At 64.5% G+C, this 20717-nt stretch carries 19 protein-coding genes, 1 tRNA gene and 1 pseudogene; 8 read left to right on the top strand and 13 right to left on the bottom strand.

The window, feature by feature from the left end; genetic code table 11:
* Positions 1-12 precede the first annotated feature (12 nt).
* The 5 genes from ACVWWQ_RS01355 to tpiA form a co-directional block, all read right to left on the bottom strand.
* Positions 13-666 carry a response regulator gene (locus ACVWWQ_RS01355; protein WP_133950515.1) on the bottom strand — a complete coding sequence of 218 codons (654 nt, stop codon included), beginning with the start codon at positions 664-666 and terminating at the stop codon, positions 13-15.
* A 160-nt stretch (positions 667-826) separates the two neighbouring features.
* Positions 827-1087: a hypothetical protein gene (locus ACVWWQ_RS01350; protein ID WP_099652231.1), complete on the bottom strand. Its 261-nt coding sequence runs from the start codon at positions 1085-1087 to the stop codon at positions 827-829.
* Between the two features lie 268 nt (positions 1088-1355).
* Positions 1356-1440 (bottom strand) — tRNA-Leu (locus ACVWWQ_RS01345).
* A 20-nt stretch (positions 1441-1460) separates the two neighbouring features.
* On the bottom strand, positions 1461-1922 hold the full coding sequence (secG, locus tag ACVWWQ_RS01340; protein WP_099652232.1) for a preprotein translocase subunit SecG: 462 nt from the start codon (positions 1920-1922) through the stop codon (positions 1461-1463).
* Between the two features lie 7 nt (positions 1923-1929).
* Positions 1930-2697 (bottom strand): triose-phosphate isomerase, encoded by a 768-nt coding sequence (tpiA, locus tag ACVWWQ_RS01335; protein ID WP_099652233.1) that lies wholly within the window; start codon positions 2695-2697, stop codon positions 1930-1932.
* A 125-nt stretch (positions 2698-2822) separates the two neighbouring features.
* Between tpiA and ACVWWQ_RS01330 the strand changes: the two genes are divergently transcribed.
* Together ACVWWQ_RS01330 and ACVWWQ_RS01325 are read left to right on the top strand one after the other, a co-directional pair.
* Positions 2823-3629 carry an SDR family NAD(P)-dependent oxidoreductase gene (locus tag ACVWWQ_RS01330; protein ID WP_099652509.1) on the top strand — a complete coding sequence of 269 codons (807 nt, stop codon included), beginning with the start codon at positions 2823-2825 and terminating at the stop codon, positions 3627-3629.
* Between the two features lie 71 nt (positions 3630-3700).
* Entirely contained in the window at positions 3701-4372 is a 672-nt protein-coding gene (locus ACVWWQ_RS01325) for a DUF6445 family protein (protein ID WP_099652234.1), read from the top strand.
* 61 nt (positions 4373-4433) lie between these two features.
* On the opposite strand, the gene ACVWWQ_RS01320 is transcribed toward ACVWWQ_RS01325, so the two are convergent.
* The 4 genes from ACVWWQ_RS01320 to orn all read right to left on the bottom strand — a co-directional run bounded on the left by ACVWWQ_RS01320 (position 4434) and on the right by orn (position 8393).
* Positions 4434-5366, bottom strand: coding sequence for a 2-oxoglutarate and iron-dependent oxygenase domain-containing protein (locus tag ACVWWQ_RS01320; RefSeq protein WP_099652235.1), 933 nt, complete (start codon positions 5364-5366; stop codon positions 4434-4436).
* Between the two features lie 99 nt (positions 5367-5465).
* Positions 5466-6818, bottom strand: coding sequence for a phosphoglucosamine mutase (gene glmM / locus ACVWWQ_RS01315; RefSeq protein WP_133950517.1), 1353 nt, complete (start codon positions 6816-6818; stop codon positions 5466-5468).
* A 61-nt stretch (positions 6819-6879) separates the two neighbouring features.
* Positions 6880-7794, bottom strand: a complete 915-nt coding sequence (gene folP, locus ACVWWQ_RS01310; RefSeq protein ID WP_133950519.1) for a dihydropteroate synthase — start codon at positions 7792-7794, stop codon at positions 6880-6882.
* 32 nt (positions 7795-7826) lie between these two features.
* A complete protein-coding gene (gene orn / locus ACVWWQ_RS01305; protein WP_099652238.1) occupies positions 7827-8393 on the bottom strand; it encodes an oligoribonuclease in 567 nt (188 codons plus the stop codon).
* 83 nt (positions 8394-8476) lie between these two features.
* Here orn and sbcB point away from each other — a divergent pair, with 83 nt between their 5' ends.
* Both sbcB and ACVWWQ_RS01295 read left to right on the top strand, forming a co-directional pair.
* Positions 8477-9928, top strand: coding sequence for an exodeoxyribonuclease I (sbcB, locus tag ACVWWQ_RS01300; protein ID WP_133950521.1), 1452 nt, complete (start codon positions 8477-8479; stop codon positions 9926-9928).
* A gap of 71 nt (positions 9929-9999) precedes the next feature.
* Entirely contained in the window at positions 10000-10686 is a 687-nt protein-coding gene (locus tag ACVWWQ_RS01295; protein ID WP_133950523.1) for a DUF2461 domain-containing protein, read from the top strand.
* Positions 10687-10705: 19 nt separating this feature from the next.
* Here ACVWWQ_RS01295 and ACVWWQ_RS01290 read toward each other — a convergent pair whose 3' ends face one another.
* Positions 10706-12010, bottom strand: a complete 1305-nt coding sequence (locus ACVWWQ_RS01290; protein ID WP_133950525.1) for an MFS transporter — start codon at positions 12008-12010, stop codon at positions 10706-10708.
* A 170-nt stretch (positions 12011-12180) separates the two neighbouring features.
* Between ACVWWQ_RS01290 and ACVWWQ_RS01285 the strand changes: the two are divergent.
* Positions 12181-12339, top strand: a pseudogene (locus ACVWWQ_RS01285) (aquaporin); the annotation flags it as partial.
* 86 nt (positions 12340-12425) lie between these two features.
* On the opposite strand, the gene epmA reads toward ACVWWQ_RS01285, so the two are convergent.
* From epmA to rnk, 3 genes are read right to left on the bottom strand one after another with little or no spacing between them, the layout of a single operon-like run.
* Positions 12426-13394, bottom strand: a complete 969-nt coding sequence (gene epmA, locus ACVWWQ_RS01280) for an EF-P lysine aminoacylase EpmA (protein ID WP_166669752.1) — start codon at positions 13392-13394, stop codon at positions 12426-12428.
* Complete coding sequence (gene ligA / locus ACVWWQ_RS01275; protein ID WP_133950529.1) at positions 13394-15784, bottom strand: NAD-dependent DNA ligase LigA; 2391 nt, start codon at positions 15782-15784, stop codon at positions 13394-13396. Before ligA ends, epmA begins: the two co-directional genes overlap by 1 nt.
* Positions 15785-15839: 55 nt before the next feature.
* Entirely contained in the window at positions 15840-16247 is a 408-nt protein-coding gene (rnk, locus tag ACVWWQ_RS01270) for a nucleoside diphosphate kinase regulator (RefSeq protein ID WP_133950531.1), read from the bottom strand.
* 183 nt (positions 16248-16430) lie between these two features.
* Between rnk and ACVWWQ_RS01265 the strand changes: the two genes are divergently transcribed.
* The 3 genes from ACVWWQ_RS01265 (at position 16431) to ACVWWQ_RS01255 (ending at position 20665) form a co-directional block, all read left to right on the top strand.
* A complete protein-coding gene (locus tag ACVWWQ_RS01265; protein WP_457383272.1) occupies positions 16431-17906 on the top strand; it encodes an MFS transporter in 1476 nt (491 codons plus the stop codon).
* Positions 17907-18000: 94 nt separating this feature from the next.
* Positions 18001-19392: a sodium:proton antiporter NhaD gene (nhaD, locus tag ACVWWQ_RS01260; RefSeq protein WP_133950533.1), complete on the top strand. Its 1392-nt coding sequence runs from the start codon at positions 18001-18003 to the stop codon at positions 19390-19392.
* Positions 19393-19468: 76 nt separating this feature from the next.
* On the top strand, positions 19469-20665 hold the full coding sequence (locus ACVWWQ_RS01255) for a cation:proton antiporter (protein ID WP_099652248.1): 1197 nt from the start codon (positions 19469-19471) through the stop codon (positions 20663-20665).
* Positions 20666-20717: the final 52 nt, after the last annotated feature.

Raw genomic sequence — 20717 nt, 5'->3', positions numbered from 1 at the left:
GCTTGCAGGCAGTCAGGTGCCAACGTGATGGTTCGGCGTATCGATCAATCCGTGCACCGTCATCAGGTGAGCGAGACTCAACACGTGATCGACGTGCAGTTTCTCCATCAATCGTTGCTTGTAGGTAGACACGGTTTTCGGACTCAAGTTGAGTTGCTCGCCGATCATCGTCAGTGGCTTGCCCCGAACAAGCATCATCGCCACCTCCAATTCACGGCTGGACAGAACATCGAACGGCGACGTGCTTCCATCCAGGGTGGCCAACGCCAGTTGCTGGGCCACGGCAGGTGCCAGGTAGCGTCTGCCGCCGGCTACCTGACGTACCGCCGATATCAGCTCATCGGCACTGCAGCCCTTGGTCAGATAGCCCAGTGCACCGGCATCGAGCAATCGCTTGGGAAAGCGTGCATCGTCAACGACAGTCACAATCACCACATGCGTCGCCAATTTGGATCGACACACACGCTCGGTCAACTCAATGCCGCTCATGCCAGGCATATGCACGTCGACCAGGGCGATCTCCGGACTCAGGGTACGGATCAATCGCAAACCATCCTCGGCGGTACCTGCCTCGCCCGCGACGTGGATATCCGATTGTTGCTGCAGGATCATTCGAAAGCCGGTGCGAACCAGCTCGTGATCGTCCACCAGAACCACATTGATCACTTGACGCCCTCCTTGGTTTATCTGCATGAAAGTAGGCTGCACGGCCCGCCTTTGCAAGTATCGCCATGCCCGGAGTCAATGCAAACACTTCGGCACAGCACAGGCACGCACCTCCATCGCACCCGCATTCTCCCCAACACTTTTCCACTCAGACAGGCACTCAGGCCGCCAATACGCCTTCATCGTCTGCTGGCTGCACGGTAGCAGTCGCGTCCCGGGAATAATTGGCGAGCACCACGGTAGAAACCGGGCCGGGCATTTCCACGCGAACGTCGCGGCCAAGGCGCTGGTGTTCGTCTCTGGCCAGCTCGCGAGCAAGCTTGATCGCCGGCCCCAACTGCAGGTCGCTGAACAGGGTGACCTGTTGGCGACAGATGCTCCAGGCTCCGTTCGCCAACGGCTTGAGCAGAAGAGTCACCATCGTATTCACTCCCCGCCTGATGAGGCGCCAGACAGCATGTCGTCGAGCACCCACGAAATGCGGCGTTCGAATGACGGGAAATGTGACATGACAATGCAACTGGTTATGTCAGCGGACGCCCACGACGGCTGTACGGAAGCACCGTCGGGGCGCCACCGGGCCATGAGCTCCCCGATCGACTCGCGTCCGTGAAGAGCCTACAAAAAAGCCGCCCAAGGGCGGCCTTCTTGTTTCATTCGACCTCGACAATACCATCGAAGCCGTCCATTGGTGCCCAAGAGGGGACTCGAACCCCTACGACTTGCGTCGCTACCACCTCAAGGTAGTGCGTCTACCAGTTCCGCCACCTGGGCAGGTGTTGTGTTGCTGTTGCTCAGTGTTTGGCCGGCGGCTCAGTGGCTGCCGGCACTTCGCCCTGACCGGTGGTCGGAGCGTTGTTTGTCGCCGGCTGCGCTGCCGGGACAACGTTGTTCGTTGAAGCAGGTGCCGCTGCAGGGACTTCGGAGCCTGCCGCCGGCTTTGCCGGGACGGCATGGGTCGCGGCCGGCTTTTCAGAAAGCCCCGACATCACGCCCAAGTCCTGTGCATTCGTCTTGGGTGCGCCGTTGCCGTTCAAATACACGCCCATGGCCAGACTGAGCAGGAAGAACAGGCCTGCCAGAACGCCCGTGGCACGGGTGAGGAACGTGGACGAACCGCGCGCACCGAAAACCGTGGCCGAGGCACCGCCACCGAAGCCGGAGCCTGCATCGGCGCCCGCTCCGTTCTGCAGCAGGATCAGCACGATCATCGCTGCTGCGATCAGAATGTAGAACACGCTGAAAATGACGAACATAAGGTTTCTATTGAGCCTGTGGCGCCTGATGCGCCGCGGCGCAGATTCCAAGGAAGTCGGAAGCGGTCAGAGAGGCCCCGCCGATCAGACCTCCGTCCACGTCCGCCTGCGCGAACAATTCAGCGGCATTGGCCGCCTTGACGCTACCGCCGTAAAGCAGTCGGGTCAGACGGGCAATCATAACATCTTCCTTTTCCAGTTGGCTACGGATGAAGGCATGTACTTGCTGTACCTGCTCCGGGCTCGCGGTGCGACCGGTACCGATCGCCCAGATCGGTTCATAGGCGATCACCGAGGTGTCGAAACTGGCCACGCCGTTGACCGACAGCACGGTTTGCAACTGGCGTGAAATCACCGCTTCGGTTTCGCCGGCTTCGCGCTGCTCCAGGGTTTCGCCAACGCACAAGATGGGAGTCAGGCCACCAGCACGGGCAGCGGCAAACTTGCCTGCCACCAACTCGTCGCTTTCATGGTGATACTGGCGGCGCTCGGAATGCCCAACGAGTACCCAGCGCGCACCGATATCCGCGAGCATCGCAGCCGAGACTTCACCGGTATAAGCGCCCTGCCCTTCATGCGCACTGACATCCTGCGCACCGACACGCAAGCCGGAATCAGCCTGCTGTGCAGCAAGTTCCGCGACATACGGAAACGGGGGGAACACCGCGACATCGATATCGTCCGGCATGCCGGCGGCAACATCGGCCACCAGAGCCTTGGCCATCGAGCGACTGCCGTGCATTTTCCAGTTACCGGCCACGAATTTCTTGCGCATGGTCTGCTTCTGCTGCGGTCAAACCGCAAGCTTACCGAGCGGTCGAAGGAACGGCAAACGCGCCGCCACTGGCGTCGCCGGACCGGCGTGGTCAAGAATGAAGATCCATCACATGGATGCACACGATGACTCGCCGCCCACTCAGCCTGATCACCGGCGCCTCCTCCGGCATCGGAGCCGAATTCGCCCGCCAACTCGCTGCGTTGGGACATGACCTGGTGCTGACGGCCCGTCGTGCCGAACGGATGGGCGCCCTTGCCGTCGAGCTGCGCGCGGCGCATGGCAGCAGGATCACCGTGCTGGCGCATGACCTCGCCGAGCCGGCCACGCCCAAGGCACTTTGCGACGAGTTGCAACAGCGTGGCCTGCAGATCGACTGGCTGATCAACAACGCCGGCTACGGTGTGCCCGGCACCTTCATCGCCAACGACTGGAAGACGCATGCAGATTTTCTGCAGGTATTGCTTGCCGCTCCCAGCGAGCTGGCGTGGCGGCTGTTGCCGGGCATGCGCGAGCGCGCCCATGGCCGCATCATCAACGTGGCCTCTCTGGCCGGCCATGTTCCCGGTCCGGCCGGGCACACGCTGTATGCGGCCAGCAAGGCTTATCTGATCAAGTTCTCGCAGTCGCTGTCCCTGGAGAATCAGGCGGCCGGTATCCATGTCAGCGCGTTGTGCCCGGGATTCACCTGGTCCGAATTCCACGACATCACGGGCACCCGCGACAAGATGGACAAGCTGCCCGGGTTCATGTGGCTCACCGCCGAAGAGGTGGTGCGCCAGGGCATCGCAGCCGTGGAGCGCGGCGACGCCGTATACATTCCCGGGCGGGTCAACCGGACCATCAAGCGAGTCATCCAGCTGATGCCAGACCGCTTGGCGATGTGGCTGTCCGCGCGCGAGTCCCGCCGCTATCGGAACACCCAGGTCTAGACGGGTGACGCAGGCAGGCGTTGCCGCGTCCGTTATTGTTGGGCCCATCCCTGTCACTGGTTTTCACCGACATGTCCCTGTTTCCGACACAGATGCGACCGCTGCCTTACCGCAAACCCGTCGAGGGTCGCGACTACTGGGTGGTCGACCATGTGCTGCCGAATGCTGACGAAGTACGCGTGCGCTGCCTGGCCAAGACCGATTGGGAAATGGGTTACCCGTACACCGGCGAGGTGTGGCCGGGTATGCGCGCGATCCCGGCGCTGCTGGAAGGTGAGCTGGACGCACTGGACGCACGGGTGTGCGAACTGACTGGCGCGAAGAAACTCTGGGTGGAACAGACCGAGGCCGGACTGCGCCTCAATCACAACTGTGTGCAAGTAGTCGGTTCGGTCGAAGGCTCGGTCAAGCCGCATACCGATTCAAGCAACCTGTGTCGCTACGCGGCCGTGCTCTATCTCAACCCCGACGTACCGGAACAGTGCGGCACCAGTTTTTTTCGCCAGCGCATGCCCGGTGGCCAGTTGGGCGGCAACATCGTGATGCCGCCCCATCGCAATCTTGCCGAAGCGCTGGGCAATCGTTTCGTGCAGCCGAACGCGTTTGTCGAGGACGTTCGGGTGGCTCATCGCTACAACCGGTTGCTGGTCTACAAGGCGAACCTGATCCACAGCGCCAGCGCTTATTGGGGACAGGAGCTGGCGGCCAAACGCATGACCGCCGTGTTCTTCTGGATGGCCTGACAGCCGATTCGGACCTTCGGCGTCCTGCAACCGCACGCGCGGAAGGGACGCCACGGGGGACTCAGATCAGCTTGATCTCGCGCAGGCGCTGCATCAGGTACTCGTGCGAATTGATGGAGGTGTCGTAGCGGCGCGGATTGTCCGGCGTGATGCAGGAATCCAGCGGATCCAGCACGACATCGGGGTTGGGGTGCAGGAAGAACGGCACCGAATAACGCGGCTTGCGCGCGTTTTCGTTCTGCGGATTGACCACCCGGTGCGAAGTCGACGGATACACGTGGTTGCTCAACCGCTGCAGCATGTCGCCGATGTTGACCACGATCGCATCGCCCTCGGTGGTGATCGGCAACCACTCACCATCGCTCAGCACTTCCAGGCCTTCGGCACTGGCACCGACCAGCAGCGTGATGAAGTTGATGTCCTCATGCGCACCGGCGCGCACGTTCGGGATGTTTTCCTGGGTGATCGGCGGGTAATGGATCGGGCGCAGGATCGAGTTGCCGACGTCGGTCTTGTCCTCGAAGAAATTCTCCGGCTGGTCGATATGCAACGCCAATGCACGCAGCACGCGCGTGCCAAGCTGGTCCAGCGCTTCGTACAGGCCGTAGCCGTACTGCTTGAAATCCGGGACCTCGCTGGGCCACAGGTTCGGTGGCATCACGTCGGCGAATTTCGAATCGCGCGGAATCTCGCGACCGATATGCCAGAACTCCTTGAGATCGGCGTACTGGCTGTCCTTCGCGGTCTCCACCTTGAACGGCGTGTAGCCGCGCGCGCCACCGCTGCCGGCCAGGTGATATTTCATCTTGGCTTCGGTGGGCAGCGCGAAGAAGCGCTGGAATACGTCATACGAGCCATCGATCAGTTCGCGCGGGATACCGTGGCCGCTGATGCAGCAGAAACCGAATTCACGGTAGGCCGCGCCGAGCTCGGCGACGAAGGCATCGCGCTCGGTGTCGTAACGACGGATGTCGAGGGTTGGAACATTCTTCATGGCTGTAGTCACCAGGTTGGGCGTGCGGTCGGTGGATCCGCCACCGCAGGGGGCGGGGCACGTCGGGCCAATCCATGGCGACCCGGTACGGCTACAGGTTCACGAGCGTTCGGCTGCGGATTTTACCGTTGCTGCCAGCTTCTCTGCCAGTTGTTGTACTTCCGCGGCGTCGGCGCCCTCCACGGTGACCCGCACCAGCGGCTCGGTACCCGAAGCGCGCAGCACCACCCGGCCGCGACCGTGCAGCACCTGTTCGACCTCGGCCAGCGCCCGCTGCACTTCGCTGCTGGCGAGTGAGCGCCGGGCGCCCACGACGCGCACGTTCAGCATCACCTGCGGCATCTTCTTCAGGCCCTGTCGAGCCTTGGCGAAGTCCTCGCCGGAGCGCGTCAGCGCCTCCAGCACGGCCAGCGCCGCGACGATGCCGTCGCCGGTGGTGGCGCGATCCAGGCACAGGATATGGCCGGAAGTTTCGCCGCCCAGCACGCCCTCGTGTTGCCGCAACTGCTGCATCACGTAGCGATCGCCCACGTTGGCGCGAATCAGCGGCACGTCGAGTTCGGCCAGCGCCAGCTGCAAGCCGTAGTTGCTCATCAAGGTGCCCACCACAGGCCCGTTCAGCACGCCTTGGGCATGCCAGCTGCGTGCCAGCACGTAGAGAATGTCATCGCCATCGGCCAGCCCGCCATCGCGGTCGACCAGCTGCACGCGGTCGCCATCGCCGTCGAAGGCGATGCCGAGATCGGCGCCATGCGCCACCACGGCCTGCTGCAAGGCCTGCGGATGGGTCGAACCGACGTCACGATTGATATTGAAACCGTCCGGCTTGTCGCCGATGGCGATCACTTCGGCGCCCAGTTCGGCGAATACCTTCGGTGCCACCTGGTAGGTTGCGCCATGGGCGCAGTCCAGTACCAGCTTGAGCCCGCGCAGGCTGAAATCCTCCGCCACCGTCGCCTTGCAATACTCCGCGTAACGCGCAACCGCGTCGTCGATGCGGCGAGCCTTGCCGAGCTGCTCGGAAGCCACGGTGACGAATGCGGCGTCCACTTCCTGCTCGATCGCCAGCTCGACTTCGTCGGACAACTTTTCTCCATTGGCCGAGAAGAACTTGATGCCGTTGTCGTGGTGCGGGTTGTGCGACGCGCTGATCACGATGCCGGCCTGGGCGCGCATCGAGCGGGTCAGAAAGGCCACGGCCGGCGTCGGCATCGGACCAAGCAGGCCCACATCTGCCCCGGCCGCCACCAGTCCGGCTTCCAGCGCGGATTCGAACATGTAGCCCGAAATGCGGGTGTCCTTGCCGATCAGCACCTTGGGCCGGCTTTTGCCTTCACGCGCCAGCACGCTGCCAACGGCGCGACCGAGCCGCAACATGAAGTCCGCGCTGATCGGCCATTGCCCGACCAGGCCGCGAATGCCGTCCGTTCCGAAGTATTTGCGTTGATTCATCAGTGCTCAATTTCTCAAAGGGATGAGGCGGACACCAGCCCGTCGCCAGGCCGGGCATGGTTCAATCGTCGTCAGGCCAGCGCGGCATGGCTGGCTGCCCGGCGCGCCGCGGCACGACATCGTGCGCATGCACGCCCTGCCACACCGCCAGCGCATCGACCGTCGCAGCCACATCGTGCACCCGGACCATGCGCGCGCCACGCTGCACTGCCACCAGGGCGGCGGCTACCGAACCGGCCAGGCGATCAGTCGGCTCGGTGCGCCCGGTCAGCGTGCCGATCATCGACTTGCGCGACAGCCCGGCATAGACGCCGCCGCCGAGGTTGGCGAACTGCTCCAGCGACGACAGCAGCGCAAGGTTGTGTTCCAGGGTCTTGCCGAAGCCGAAGCCGGGATCGACCAGCACCTTGCGTCGATCGATGCCCGCCAGCTCGCACGCAAACAACCGATCGGTGAGAAAACGATGCACGTCGCCAACCACGTCGTCGTAATGCGGCTCGTCCTGCATGCTGCCTGGCTCGCCCTGCATGTGCATCAGGCATACCGGCACACCGAGTTCGGCCACCGCTTCCAGCGCCCCTTCACGACGCAGCGCATACACGTCGTTGATCATGCCCGCGCCGGCGGCTACCGCGGCACGCATCACCTCGGGCCGCGAGGTGTCGATCGCGATGGGCAGCGAGGTGCACGCCAGCAATTGCGTGATCACTGGCAGCACGCGCTCCAGTTCTTCTTCCAGCGAGACTTCGCGCGCACCCGGCCGGGTCGACTGGCCACCGACGTCGAGCATGTCGGCGCCCTCCTCCGCCATGCGCACACCGTGCGCAACAGCCGCTTCCACGGTCGGATGAACGCCGCCGTCGGAGAACGAATCGGGGGTGACGTTGAGGATACCGACCACTCGTGGACGATCCAGTCGCAGCGGGCGCCCAGCGCAATCCAGCACCGGTGCAAACAGCTCGTTCGACATGCTCATGACCTCGTCAGATTCAACAACCGACCGCGCCCTCAGGCTTGGGCCTGACCGCCCAGCTCGCCCATGAAACGACGGTAGTGGCGCAATTCGGTGATGGAGTCGCGGATATCGGACAGCGCGGTATGGGCCGACTCCTTGCCGACGCCCTTGGCAATGTCCGGCGCCCAGCGTCGCGCCAGTTCCTTCAGCGTGGACACGTCCAGGTTGCGGTAATGGAAGTAGCGCTCCAGCCGCGGCATCTGCCGGTGCATGAAGCGCCGGTCCTGGCAGATCGAATTGCCGCACATGGGCGATTTGCCCGGCGGCACCCACGCGCGCAGGAACTCCACCGTGGCCTGTTCAGCCATCGCGTGATCGGTTTCGGAAATCAGCACCTGACGCCACAAACCGGACTTGTGGTGCTGGTTGGTATTCCAGCTGTCCATCGATTCCAGCTGATCGATCTCGTGGCGGATCGCGAACACCGGCCCTTCGGCCAGCACGTGAAGCTCCTTGTCGGTGACCACCGTGGCGATCTCGAGAATCGAGTCGTTGTCAGTGTCGAGGCCGGTCATCTCCAGATCGATCCAGATCAGGTTCTCTTCGTGGGCTTGGCTCATGGAATCTCCTTGTGCCGGGGAGTTTATCAGTGTTGCCGGCCCCGCCATGCCGACCCGGGCTTGGGCCATGCGATCATCGGGGGATGCAGACCTTTTTCTGGCACGACTACGAGACCTCCGGCGCAGACCCGCGGCGCGACCGGCCGCTGCAGTTCGCCGGCATCCGCACCAGCCTGCAACTGGAGATCATCGGCGAACCGGTGATGTTCTACGGCAAGCCTTCGCTGGAGATGCCGCCTCATCCGGACGCCTGCATGATCACCGGCATCACGCCCCAGCAAGCCAGCCGCGAGGGCATCAACGAGGCCGATTTCGCCGCCCGCGTGCACGAGCATCTGGGCCAGCCGGGCACCTGCGGGGTCGGCTACAACTCGCTGCGCTTCGATGACGAGTTCACCCGCCAGATGCTGTATCGCAACTTCTACGAGCCGTACGGGCGCGAGTGGGAGAACGGCAATTCCCGCTGGGACCTGATCGACCTGGTGCGGATGTGCCAGGCGCTGCGACCGGAGGGGATTGTCTGGCCTGTCCGCGACGACGGCTCGCCCAGCTTCAAGCTGGAGCATCTGGCCCGCGCCAACGGGTTGAACCAGGAACGCGCTCACGATGCGCTGTCCGACGTCTACGCGCTGATCGACCTGGCCCGGCTGATCCGCGTGCGCCAGCCGCGGCTGTGGGACTGGTACTACGCTTTGCGCCGCAAGCAGAAGGTGTTCGAGCTGCTCGACGTGGTGAACATGACGCCGCTGGTGCATGTCTCCTCACGCTACCCCGCCAGCCGCCACTGCCTCACCGTGATCGCGCCGCTCGCGGCGCACCCGAGCCGTGCAGGCGAAACCATCGTGTACGACCTCACCACCGACCCGAGCGAATGGCTGGCGCTGGACGAAGATGAGATCGCCGACCGCATTTTCACTCCGCGTGCGGACCTGCCCGAGGGCGTGGCACGGATTCCGCTGCGCACCGTGCGCGCCAACCATGCCCCGGCGCTGGCGCCGCTGTCGGTGCTGCAAGGCGTGGATCTGCAGCGGCTGCAACTGGACATGGACCGCTGCCAGGCCCATCGCGACGCGCTGCAGGCTGCCAGCGGCTTGCCGGAAAAGCTGCGCCGGGTGTTCCAGCGCGCCACCGAATTTCCACCACCGGAAGACCCCGAGCTGGCCTTGTACGGCGGCGGTTTCCTGCCCGAAGCGGACAAACGCCTGCTGGGCCAGGTGCGCGCCACGCCGCCACAGGAACTGGGCACCCGCGACCTCCCTTTCCGCGACCCGCGTTATGCGGAGCTGCTGTTTCGCTATCGCGCGCGCAATTGGCCCGACACGCTGGACGCGGAGGAACGCGTGCGCTGGGACAGCTTCCGCCGGGCGCGGCTGACCCGGCACACGCCGCTGACCGGGCTCACCCTGGAGGATTACTTCGCCCGCCTCACCGAGTTGCGCAGCGATCCGCAGGCGCAGGATCGGCTCGGTCTGCTGGATCAACTGCAGGCCTGGGGCGAGGAGCTCGCCAACAGCATCGACAGTTCCTCCACGTAGGGCAGCATTGCCTGCCTTTGCAACGACATCCGGTGGGCGCGGCCCGCCTTGCCAAACCCCAACGAACGACCATGCCGAAAAGCTATTTCACTCCCGCCACCTTCCGCTTCCTGCGCTCGCTCGGGCGCAACAACAACCGCGAGTGGTTCCACGCACACAAGGACGACTACGAACGTCATGTGCGTGAGCCGTTCATGCAACTGATCACCGACCTGCAGGCGCCGCTGGCGAAGATCAGCCCGCACTACCGCGCCGACCCGCGCAAGAGTGGCGGCTCGCTCTATCGCATCTATCGCGACACCCGCTACTCGGACAACAAGCTGCCGTACAAATCCTGGCAGGGTTCGCGCTTCACTCACGAGCGACGCCGCGAGATCCAGGCACCGGGCTTCTACCTGCACATCGAGCCCGACGATTGCTTTGCTGGCGGCGGTCTGTGGCATCCGGAACCCGATGCGCTGAAGCACATCCGCGAATTCCTGGTCGACAATCCGGCCGCGTGGAAGCGCGCCACGCAAAGCAAGGCGTTTCGCGAACAGCTCGCGCTGGGGGGCGAAACGCTGATCCGTCCGCCGCGCGGTTACGACCCCATGCATGAGCTGATCGAGGACCTGAAGCGCAAGGACTTCGTCGCCACCACCCCGCTCGGCGAGGAGCTGGCCTGCTCCGACGAATTGCTGCCGTGGACGGTGGCGGCGTTCAAACGCGTGGCGCCACTGGTCGACTACCTGTGTGCGGCACAGGAACTGGAGTTCTGACCCAACCTTCCGCAGGAGCCTACGAACGTTGGCGGCGGAACTGCGCCAAGGCCACCGCGATCCCGATCAGCGCGGTGAAAGCCACGTAGTGCGCCGGCGCCAGCGTACCGAAACGTTTCACCAGCAGGCCGATCAACGGCGGCGTCAGGCCGCCGAACACCGCATAGGCAATGTTGTACGAGAACGACAGGCCGGAGAAGCGCACCGCGGGCGGAAAAGCCAACACCATCAGTGCCGGCACCACGCCGACCACGCCCACTGAAAACCCCGTCAGCGCGTACAGCGCGAGGAAATGCACGGCACCCGCGCGCAGGTCCAGATACAGCGCGTAGCTGCACATCAGCAGCCCGATCGCGCCGAACAGCAAGGCGCGGGCAAAGCCGATCCGATCAGCCAGCCAGCCGTAAGCCAGACAGCCCAGCGCCAGCGCGAATGAGGCCAGGTTGTTGCCCAGGAAGGCTTTCGCCGGCGCCACATGAAATGCCGATTGCACGATCGACGGCGTCATCAGGATGATCACCAGGATCGCCGCGGTGAGCATCCAGGTCACCAGCATCGACCGCACCACACTGGGCAAGTGCTGCTCAAACACCTGCCGCAACGGCAGGCCACTGGCCAGTTCCCTGCGTGCCTGCATCGCCTCGAACACCGGTGTCTCGCTGAGCCAGCGGCGCAGCCACACGGCGAAAAAGCCGAAAACGCCGCCGGCCAGGAACGGCAGGCGCCAGCCATGATCGAGAATTTCCGCGGGTGTCATGCGGCTGTTCAACGTCGCTGCGACCAGCGAACCGATCAGGATGCCGAAGGTGAGTCCGGAGGTGAGACTGGCGCAGGCAAAGCCGACGCGCCGTGGCGGGACAGACTCCGCCACGAAGACCCAGGCACCAGGCACCTCGCCGCCGACCGCGACGCCCTGCACGATTCGCAGCACCAGCAACAGCAGTGGTGCCAGCATGCCGATCTGCGCATACACCGGCAGCAAACCGATCGCCAGCGTCGGCAACGCCATCAGGAATACGCTGAGCATGAACATCTTCTTGCGTCCCAGCGTGTCGCCGTAATGCGCCATCACGATGCCGCCCAGCGGACGCGCTAGGTAACCCGCCGCGAAGATGCCGAACACCTGCAACTGGGCCAGCCACGGTGCGGTGGCCGGTGGAAAGAACAGCTGGCCCAGCGGAATCGCGAAGAACACGAACACCACAAAATCGTAGAACTCCAGCGCCCCGCCCAGCGCCGACAGGCCCAGCGTGCGGATGTCGCCACGTCCGAGCGCCGGTGAAGGTGCGCCGTCCAGCAGTTGTCCGAAGTCATTCCCGATCATCAGTGGGTTGCCGCCTTCCGATACAAGCGCAGCAACATACCGCAAAAGCCGTGCAGCTCAGCGCCGGGACGCGGCGACCACGCGCGATCTGCAATGACCCAATCTGCGCCGGCGACCGGCCCTGGTGACCTGCAACCGCTTCGCCGCGTTGTCCGTTTCAGCAGTTGGGCCTGATCAGCATTCCGGTCACCCACACCTCGGTGAATCCGGCGTGCTCCACCGGCGTGGCTATTTTCCAGGGCGGCGGGGCGCTGGACCAGCTGTGTTTTTTCTGGGTGATGCCGATCATCGGCGGCATCATCGGCGGGCTGATCTACCGCTATCCGTGAAGTGAACAGGCTGCGCTGCCCGACATCAAGGGCGACCGGCTCTGAGGTTTCCCGAGGGCCTCACGCACGGCCCGCGTGGCCTTGCGTCAGGCCTGGTTGAACGGAAACGCCAGCACGTCGGCGATCGCATCGGTGTCGGCCAGGCACATCAGCAGCCGCTCGACGCCCAACGCCACGCCGGCGCAGTCTGGCATCGAATCGAGCACGCACAGCAGCAGTTCGTCGAGTGGAATCTCGCGCAAGCCGCGTGCACGACGCACGGTGTTGTCGCGCTCGAAACGTCTGCGCTGTTCGGTGGCGTCGTTCAACTCGTGGTAGCCGTTGGCCAGTTCGTACTGGCCCAGGTACAACTCGAAGCGTTCGGCCAGCGGCGGCTCGCCGGGCCGGATCTTCGCCAGCGCGCACTGGCTGGCCGGGTAGTCGTGAATCACCGTGATGCGGTCGCGCGGGAACGCCGGCTGAAGTTTGTGGGTGATCAGCAGATCCAGCCAGTCGTCGTGCAACAGTCCGTCCGGACCGATGCCGAACTCGGCCAAAGGCGCGCGCAGTTCGTGGATCGACGCATGCACCGGGTCAATTCCGAGTCCGTCGAGGAACAACTGCCGATAGCTGGTCACCACCACTTCGGCGCGCCGATCCAGCATCGCCAGCGCGGCTTCGACCAGCGTGATGGTTTCGCGCATCAACCGCCGATGGTCCCAGCCAACCCGGTACCACTCCAGCATGGTGAATTCGGGATTGTGTCGACCGCCCGCTTCGCCGTTGCGGAACACCCGGCCCAGTTCGTAGCAATCACCGATGCCCGCGGCGAGCAGTCGCTTCAGCGGATACTCCGGCGAGGTACGCAACCAGCGCTCGCGCGCGCCGGCATCGACATGGCCGCTGAACACAGTGCTGAAGCTTTCGATGTTCGGCTCGGTATTGCCAGCCGCCGACAGGATCGGCGTCTCCACTTCCAGCACCTGGCGCTCGGCGAAAAAGGCGCGCAGCAGCGCGTACAGCCGTGCGCGCAATTGCAGCGCAACGCGTTGCTCCATACCCGTCAATCGCTCCATCAAGCGCCCTCGTGCTCGCTCAACAGCGCCAGCAGTTGTGCTTCGTCCCACACTGCAACGCCAAGCTCCTGCGCCTTGTCCAGTTTGGACCCGGCCTCGCTGCCGGCGACCACCACGCTGGTCTTCTTCGACACCGAGCCGGAGACCTTGGCGCCCAGCGCTTCGAGTCGCTCCCTGGCCTGGTCGCGACTGAGCGACACCAGCGTGCCGGTCAGCACGAAAGTCTGCCCGGACAGCGGAGCGCTGGCGACTTCGGCGGCTGCGGGAATCGCATCAAGCAAGCGCTGGATCGCCGCTTCGGCTTCATGCAACTCCGCGTGCGCCAACGGATCGGCTAAAAAGACCTCCAGCCCGGTTGCCGCTGCTTGCGGCACGCCGGCCGTGATCCAGTGCGCCGCCCCGCCGGCCCGTAATTTCTGCAGGGTGGGAAAGTGTTGCGCCAGCAGCTTGCTGCTCTTGGGGCCGAGCTTGCTGATATTCGCCATGTCCAGCAGCACGCCAAGATTCAGCCGTTCGCGCAGCAACGGCGACGGCGGAGCCTCGTCGCTGAACACGATGCCCTCCGCCAGCAGATCGTCGACGACCTGCTGGTTGCCCTGCTGGGCAAAAAATCCGGCAATCGACGTGGCCACTTCCGAACCCACGTCCGGCAACACGCGCAGCACGGACGCCGGCGTGCTGCGCACGAAATCGAGCCGGCCCAGCCACGCGGCCAGCGTCTTGGCGGTGCTCTCGCCGATATGCATGATGCCCAGCGCAAACAGGAAACGCGCCAGCGTGGTGTGCTTGCTGGCCTCGATTCCGGCGACCAGGTTCTCCGCCCACTTGGTGGCCACCTTGCCGGCCTTGACGGTCTCCGGTGTCGTTCCATCGCGCTCGTCGGCGCGTTGTTTCATGTCGACGAAATCGTCGACGGTGAGACGGTAGAGATCAGCCGGCGTCTTGACCCGATCAAACTCGACCAGCGCTTCGGCGAAACGCTCGCCCAGGCCGTCAATATCCATCGCCCGCCGTGAGGCGAAATGGATCAGCGCCTCCTTGCGCTGCGCCGCGCAGATCAATCCGCCGGAGCAACGAAAGGCTGCGGCGCCCTCTTCGCGGATCAGGGCGGAATCGCAGATCGGGCACCGCGTGGGCATGGTCCACGGCACCGTGCCCTGCGGACGCTGATCCTCGACCACGCGCACCACTTCCGGAATCACGTCGCCTGCGCGGCGCACGATCACGGTGTCGCCGACTCGCGCATCCAGCCGCGCCACTTGGTCGGCGTTGTGCAAGGTGGCGTAGGTCACCGTGACGCCACCGACCTGCACCGGCTCCATGCGCGCACGCGGCGTGGCGGCGCCAGTGCGGCCGATCTGGATCTCGATGTCCAGCAATCGGGTGGTTTGTTCCTGGGCCGGAAATTTGTGCGCAATCGCCCAGCGCGGCGCGCGCGAGACGAAGCCCATCTCGCGCTGGCCTTCGTAGTCGTCCAGTTTGTAGACCACGCCGTCGATATCGTAGGGAAGCCCGTCGCGCTTCGCGCCGATGCGGCGGAAGTAGGCGAGCAAGCCGTCGAAGCCTTGCGCCGTGTCCACTTCCGGCGATACCGGAAAGCCCCACTCGCGCAGTTGCTGCAAGGTGGCCGAATGGGTCGGCGGCAACTCGCCGCCCTCGAACACGCCGATGGCGTAGGCGAAGAAGCTCAACCGACGTCTGGCGGTGATTGCCGGATCCAGCTGGCGCAGCGACCCGGCCGCGCCGTTGCGCGGATTGGCCAGCGGCTTTTCGTCATGCTTGCGGGCGTAGTCGTTGAACGCCTCGAAATCCTTGCGTAGCATGATCACTTCGCCGCGCACTTCCAGCACCTCGGGCCAACCCTTGCCGCGCAGTTTCAGTGGAATCGCGCGCACGGTGCGAAGGTTGGCGGTGACATCCTCGCCGGTCTCGCCGTCGCCGCGGGTGGCGCCCTGCACGAACACGCCATGCTCGTAGCGCAGGCTGATCGCCAGGCCATCGAGCTTGGGTTCGACCGAAAATACCGGGAACTTGCGCTCGAGCGTCTGCTCGATGCGTCGTTCGAATTCCGCGACCTCGTGAAAGCGCTCGCGATCGCCCTCGCCTTCCTGCTCGAACGCGTTGCCCAGCGACAGCATCGGCATCGCGTGGCGCACTTCGGCAAAGCCGCCGTTCGCGCGCGCGCCGACCTTGCGGGTCGGCGAGTCAGGCGTCGAAAGTTCGGGGTAGTCCGCCTCCAGCGCTTCCAGCTCGCGCATCAGCTGGTCGTACGCGGCGTCGGTGATCTCGGCGTCGTCGAGTACGTGGTAGCGGTAGTTGGCTTGCTCGACCTGGGCCCGCAGCGTGGCGGCGCGGGCGACAGTCTCGGCCGGTACGGTGCGTTCGGTCATGCGGGTCTCCTTCGGATCAACCCGCATTTTAGCGATACCCGCGCAGCGCGTGAGGTCAGCGGTGGAAATGCCCTGCCGCTTCCGGCTGATAGGTGATTTCCAGCACCTTCAGGCGGCGTTTGCGGCCATCGGGCGTGGGCCAGTCGATCTGCTGGCCACGTGCCAGGCCGAGCAGCGCGCTGCCCACGGGCGCCAGGATCGACACGGTGCCGGCCGGTCCCGCAGCCGCCGGATAGACCAGGGTCAGGGTCAGCTTCTCGCCGTCGCTCTCGTCCTCGAACGTCACCGTCGAGTTCATGGTCACGATGTGGTCCGGCATGGCCGCCGGCTCGACCACATCGGCGCGATCCAGCTCGGCCCGCAGCGCGTCCAGCTTGTCGGCGTCAGCGGCCGGCAAACGCTCAAGCAGCGCCTCGATGCGCTCCATGTCGACGCGGGAAACAGTGATCGGTGGCTTGCTCATGGCTCTTCCTGATGCTCGCGGCGCCTGCCGCGCAAAAGCACGCGCCGGAACGAAGCCGCCCCGGCGCGTGTGGTTGATATGGCCGTGATACCTGTGTGGGTATGACCGGCAGATGAAACAAGGTCCACTTTGCTGATACGGCCAACGGAAATCAAGCCGTCACGGCCGCTATCATAGCCGGTAATGTCTGTTCGAAGCCCCGCGGCCCCCGACGCTCCATCGATTTCTGACAGCAGTCCCGCGCCGGACGCGGTCGATGTTGCCGAAATCTCCACGCGAGAGCGCTTCCGCGGCCTGCTGTGGCTGGTCGCCGCCGCGTTTTTCATGCAGGCGCTGGATTCCACCGTGGTGAACACGGCCGTGCCCGCCATGGCCGAGGCGCTGGGCGTGACGCCGCTGGGCATGCGCACGGCGCTGACCAGTTATGTGTTGACCCTGGCCATCCTGATTCCGGCCAGCCCCTGGCTGTGCGACCGCTTTGGCACCCGACGCGTGTTCGGTGCCGCGATCGTGGTGTTCGGCCTGGGCTCATTGTTGTGCGGCATCGCGCAAACGCTGCCCGAACTGGTGGCGGCACGTGTGCTGCAAGGCGTGGGCGGTGCGTCGCTGATGCCGGTGGGGCGCTATGTGCTGGTGCGCAGCATCGACAAGCGCGAGTTCGTGCGCGCGATGAGTACGGTGGCCACCTTCGGCCTGCTCGGTTCGGTACTGGGTCCGCTGCTGGGCGGTGCGATTGTCGAGTTCACCTCGTGGCGGCTGATCTTCCTGATCAACGTGCCGGTGGCGATCGCCGGTGTCTGGATGAACAAGCGCGACATGCCGGAGTACCGCCTCGATCATGCCAACCGCTTCGACCTGGTCGGCTTCCTGTTGTTCGGCGCTGCTTCTGCCCTGCTGCTGACTGCCTCGGAACTGGCCGGTTCGGCGCCGGTGCCGTGGGCACGCATGGGATTGTGCGGCGTGGCGGCGGTGCTGCTAGGCACGATCTATCTCTGGCATAGCCGGCGCACCGCACATCCGGTCGCCAATCTGGCGCTGCTGCGCGTGCGCAGCGTGTCGGTGGCACTGGCTGGCGGCCTGTTCACCCGCCTGGGCATTTCGGGCATGTTCCTGCTGCTGGTGCTGTTCCTGCAGGTCGGCTGCGGCTGGTCGCCACTGGCAGCAGGTCTGATGATGGTGCCGCAGGCACTCGGATCGATCGTGGCGAAGTGGGCTGTCAATCGTGCCCTGGTGCATTACGGCTACCGCCGCCTGCTGCTGGGCAACACGTTGATCGTGGCGGCGCTTCTGGCAAGCTTCGCGCTGCTTGGCCCGACCACGCCGGTATGGATCATTGCCGCACTGACATTTGCCTACGGCGCTTTCGCCGGGCTGCAGTACACCACCATGAACACCCTGATCTATACCGATCTGGACATCGAGCATGCGTCAATGGCCTCCTCGATGGCGTCGACCGTGCAATACCTGGCGATGAGTTTCGGCATCGCCCTGGCCACGTTGCTGATGGAGTTCATGCTCGATGGCCATGCCCACCAGGACTACGTGCTGGCATTTCGCTGGACGGTGCTGCTGCTGGCTCTGGTGACGGCCGGCGCAAGCCGCGTGTTCAGTCGCTTGCGCCCTGACCGCCGGCCAGATCTGGCTGACGTCGGATCCTGACGCCGGAATGTTGCGCTGAATGCGGGTGCCGGCTGTTACCCTTTCAGGCGATCGACGCTGTACCGCTGCCGCACTCTCTGCTCAAGGATTTTTCATGCGAAGGTTTGCCGCCCTGGCCCTGCTGTCTGCCAGCACGCCGCTGATGGCGTCCGAAACGGGCGCCAATGTCAACTTTCACCTGGTGACCCATCCGATCGGCTGGCTCGCGCTGGCGCTGTTCGTGCTGGCGTACGTGGGCGTGATCCTCGAAGAACGCATTCACATCGCCAAGTCCAAACCGGTGATGCTGGCCGCGGCACTGATCTGGGGCATGATCGCCTGGCAAACCGGCGGCACCGGGCACGACGCGAATCTCACCCGGGAAGCCTTCGAGGCGATGTTCCTCGAATATTCGGAGATCTTCTTCTTTCTGGTGGTGGCGATGACCTACGTCACCGGGATGGGCGAACGCGGCATTTTCGAGGCCTTGCGCTCGCAGCTGATCCGCTACGGCTTCAGTTTCCGCAGCCTGTTCTGGATCACCGGCTTGCTCGCCTTCCTGCTTTCCCCGGTGCTGGACAACCTGACCACCGCATTGGTGATGTCGGCGGTGATCCTGGCCGTTGGTGCCGGCAACGCGCGATTCATCACGCTGGCGATGATCAACCTGGTGGTGGCGGCGAACGCGGGTGGCGCGTGGAGCGCGTTTGGCGACATCACCACGCTGATGGTGTGGCAGGCCAACAAGGCGCAGTTCTTCGACTTCTTCCGCTTGTTCTTCCCCGCCGTGGTCAACTGGCTGGTGCCGGCCGTGATCATGTTCTTCGCGCTGCCGAAAGGGCGGCCTGTCAGCAGCGAAAGCCAAAGTCATATCAAGCACGGCGGCATCAGCATCTGTCTCACCTTCGGGTTGACCATCGCGATCACCGTGATCGGCCGACAGTGGCTGGACATGCCCGCGGCCTACGGCATGCTGACCGGTCTGGCCCTGCTCAACCTGGTGGCCAGCCGCATCGATTACCGCCAACGTCGCTACGCACTCGCCCACGGCATGGAGGAACAGGGCTACTCGATTTTCCGGATCATCGCCAACGCCGAGTGGGACACCTTGCTGTTCTTCTATGGCGTATTTGCCTGTGTCGGCGGGCTGGCCGCACTGGGCTACCTGGAACTGGCCTCCACCCAGCTTTACGGCAACCTCGGACCCACCACGGCCAACGCTGCCATGGGCGTGCTGTCGTCGGTGGTCGACAACATCCCGATCATGTTCGCGGTGATCAAGATGAATCCGCCGATGGACAACGCGCAGTGGTTGTTGATCACGCTGACCGCCGGCGTAGGCGGCAGCCTGCTGTCGGTGGGTTCGGCCGCCGGTGTCGCATTGATGGGTGCCGCGCGCGGCCAATACACCTTCATGAGCCACCTGCGCTGGAGCTGGGCGATTGCGCTGGGCTACGTCGCCAGCATCGCCCTGCATTTGTGGTTGGCCAGGACCTTCTTCATCTGAGAACACTTCGCTTCGACGCAGGCGCCGGCCCGGTCAGCGCGGTAACATCGACGACTGCCTGACGGAACGACGACCCATGCATCACGCCGCCGACATCCTGCTCACCCTTTTCATCATCTTCGTTGCCGCCCAGATCGGCGCCGAAATCGCGCAACGGCTGAAACTGCCAGGCGTGGTCGGCGAGATCGCCGCGGGCTGCGTGGTCGGACCATCCCTGCTCGGCTGGCTGACCCCGGAGCAGATCCTTCCCGGCACGCCGCTCGACGTGCTGGCCGAGATCGGCGTGGTGCTGCTGCTGTTTTCGGTGGGCCTGGAAACGCGGCTGGACGATCTGAAAAAGGTCGGCAAGAGCGCCTTGCTGGTCGGCATTCTGGGGGTGATCCTGCCGTTCGCCGCCGGTGCGTTGTGGGCCCACGGCGAAGGCTTCGAGTGGATCAAGTCGATGTTCGTGGCCGCGGCCTTCGTCGCCACCTCCGCCGGCATCACCGCCCGCGTGCTGCAGGAACTGGGCGTGCTGCAGCGGATCGAAAGCCGGGTGATCCTCGGTGCCGCGGTGATCGACGACATCCTGGCGATGCTGCTGCTCGGCGTGGTCTCGTCGCTGCAAGGCGGTGGATCGCTGGATGTGCAGTCGTTGCTGCTGACCCTGGCCGGCGCGATCGGTTTCGTGGCGGTCATCGGCTGGGGTGGCTCGAAGGTGATGCGCCATCGCTCCAGTTGGCTGGAAGCGCCCATCAGCCCGCATTCGGCGCTGACCGTTGTGCTGGCAATCTGTCTCGGTCTGGCATGGCTGTCCACCCGGTTCGGCCTGGCGGCGATCATCGGCGCGTTCCTGGCGGGCATGATCGCTTCGGAAACCCGCCAGCGCGAAGACCTGGAACACCAGACGGTGCCGCTGCTGGCCTTTCTTACGCCATTCTTCTTCGTGGTCACCGGCGCCAAGGTCAATCTGGCGGAACTGGCCAGTGTCGACGCGCTGGTAATGCTGCTGGTGGTCACCGTGATCGCGATCGTGTCCAAACTGGCCGGCGGCTTTCTGGGTTCACTGGCATTGGGCCGGCGCAGTGCCATCATCGTCGGTTTCGGCATGGTGCCGCGCGGCGAAGTCGGTGTGGTGATCGCCAGCCTGGGCCTGGCGGCCGGCGTTTTCAGCGATCGCATCTACGCGATCATCGTGGCCATGTCCTTGCTGACTGCCATGGTGACGCCACCCGTGCTGGCCTGGCTGCTGCGGCGCGACAAGGGCGAAAGCCACGGCGAACTCGCACCCTGAGCGCGACCCGTGCCGAACATATACACACGCCTGCCGTGACAGGGATATGCTG

This window comes from Rhodanobacter sp. TND4EL1 (assembly GCF_054061035.1).
This window is presented reverse-complemented; position numbering and strand designations above follow the sequence as displayed.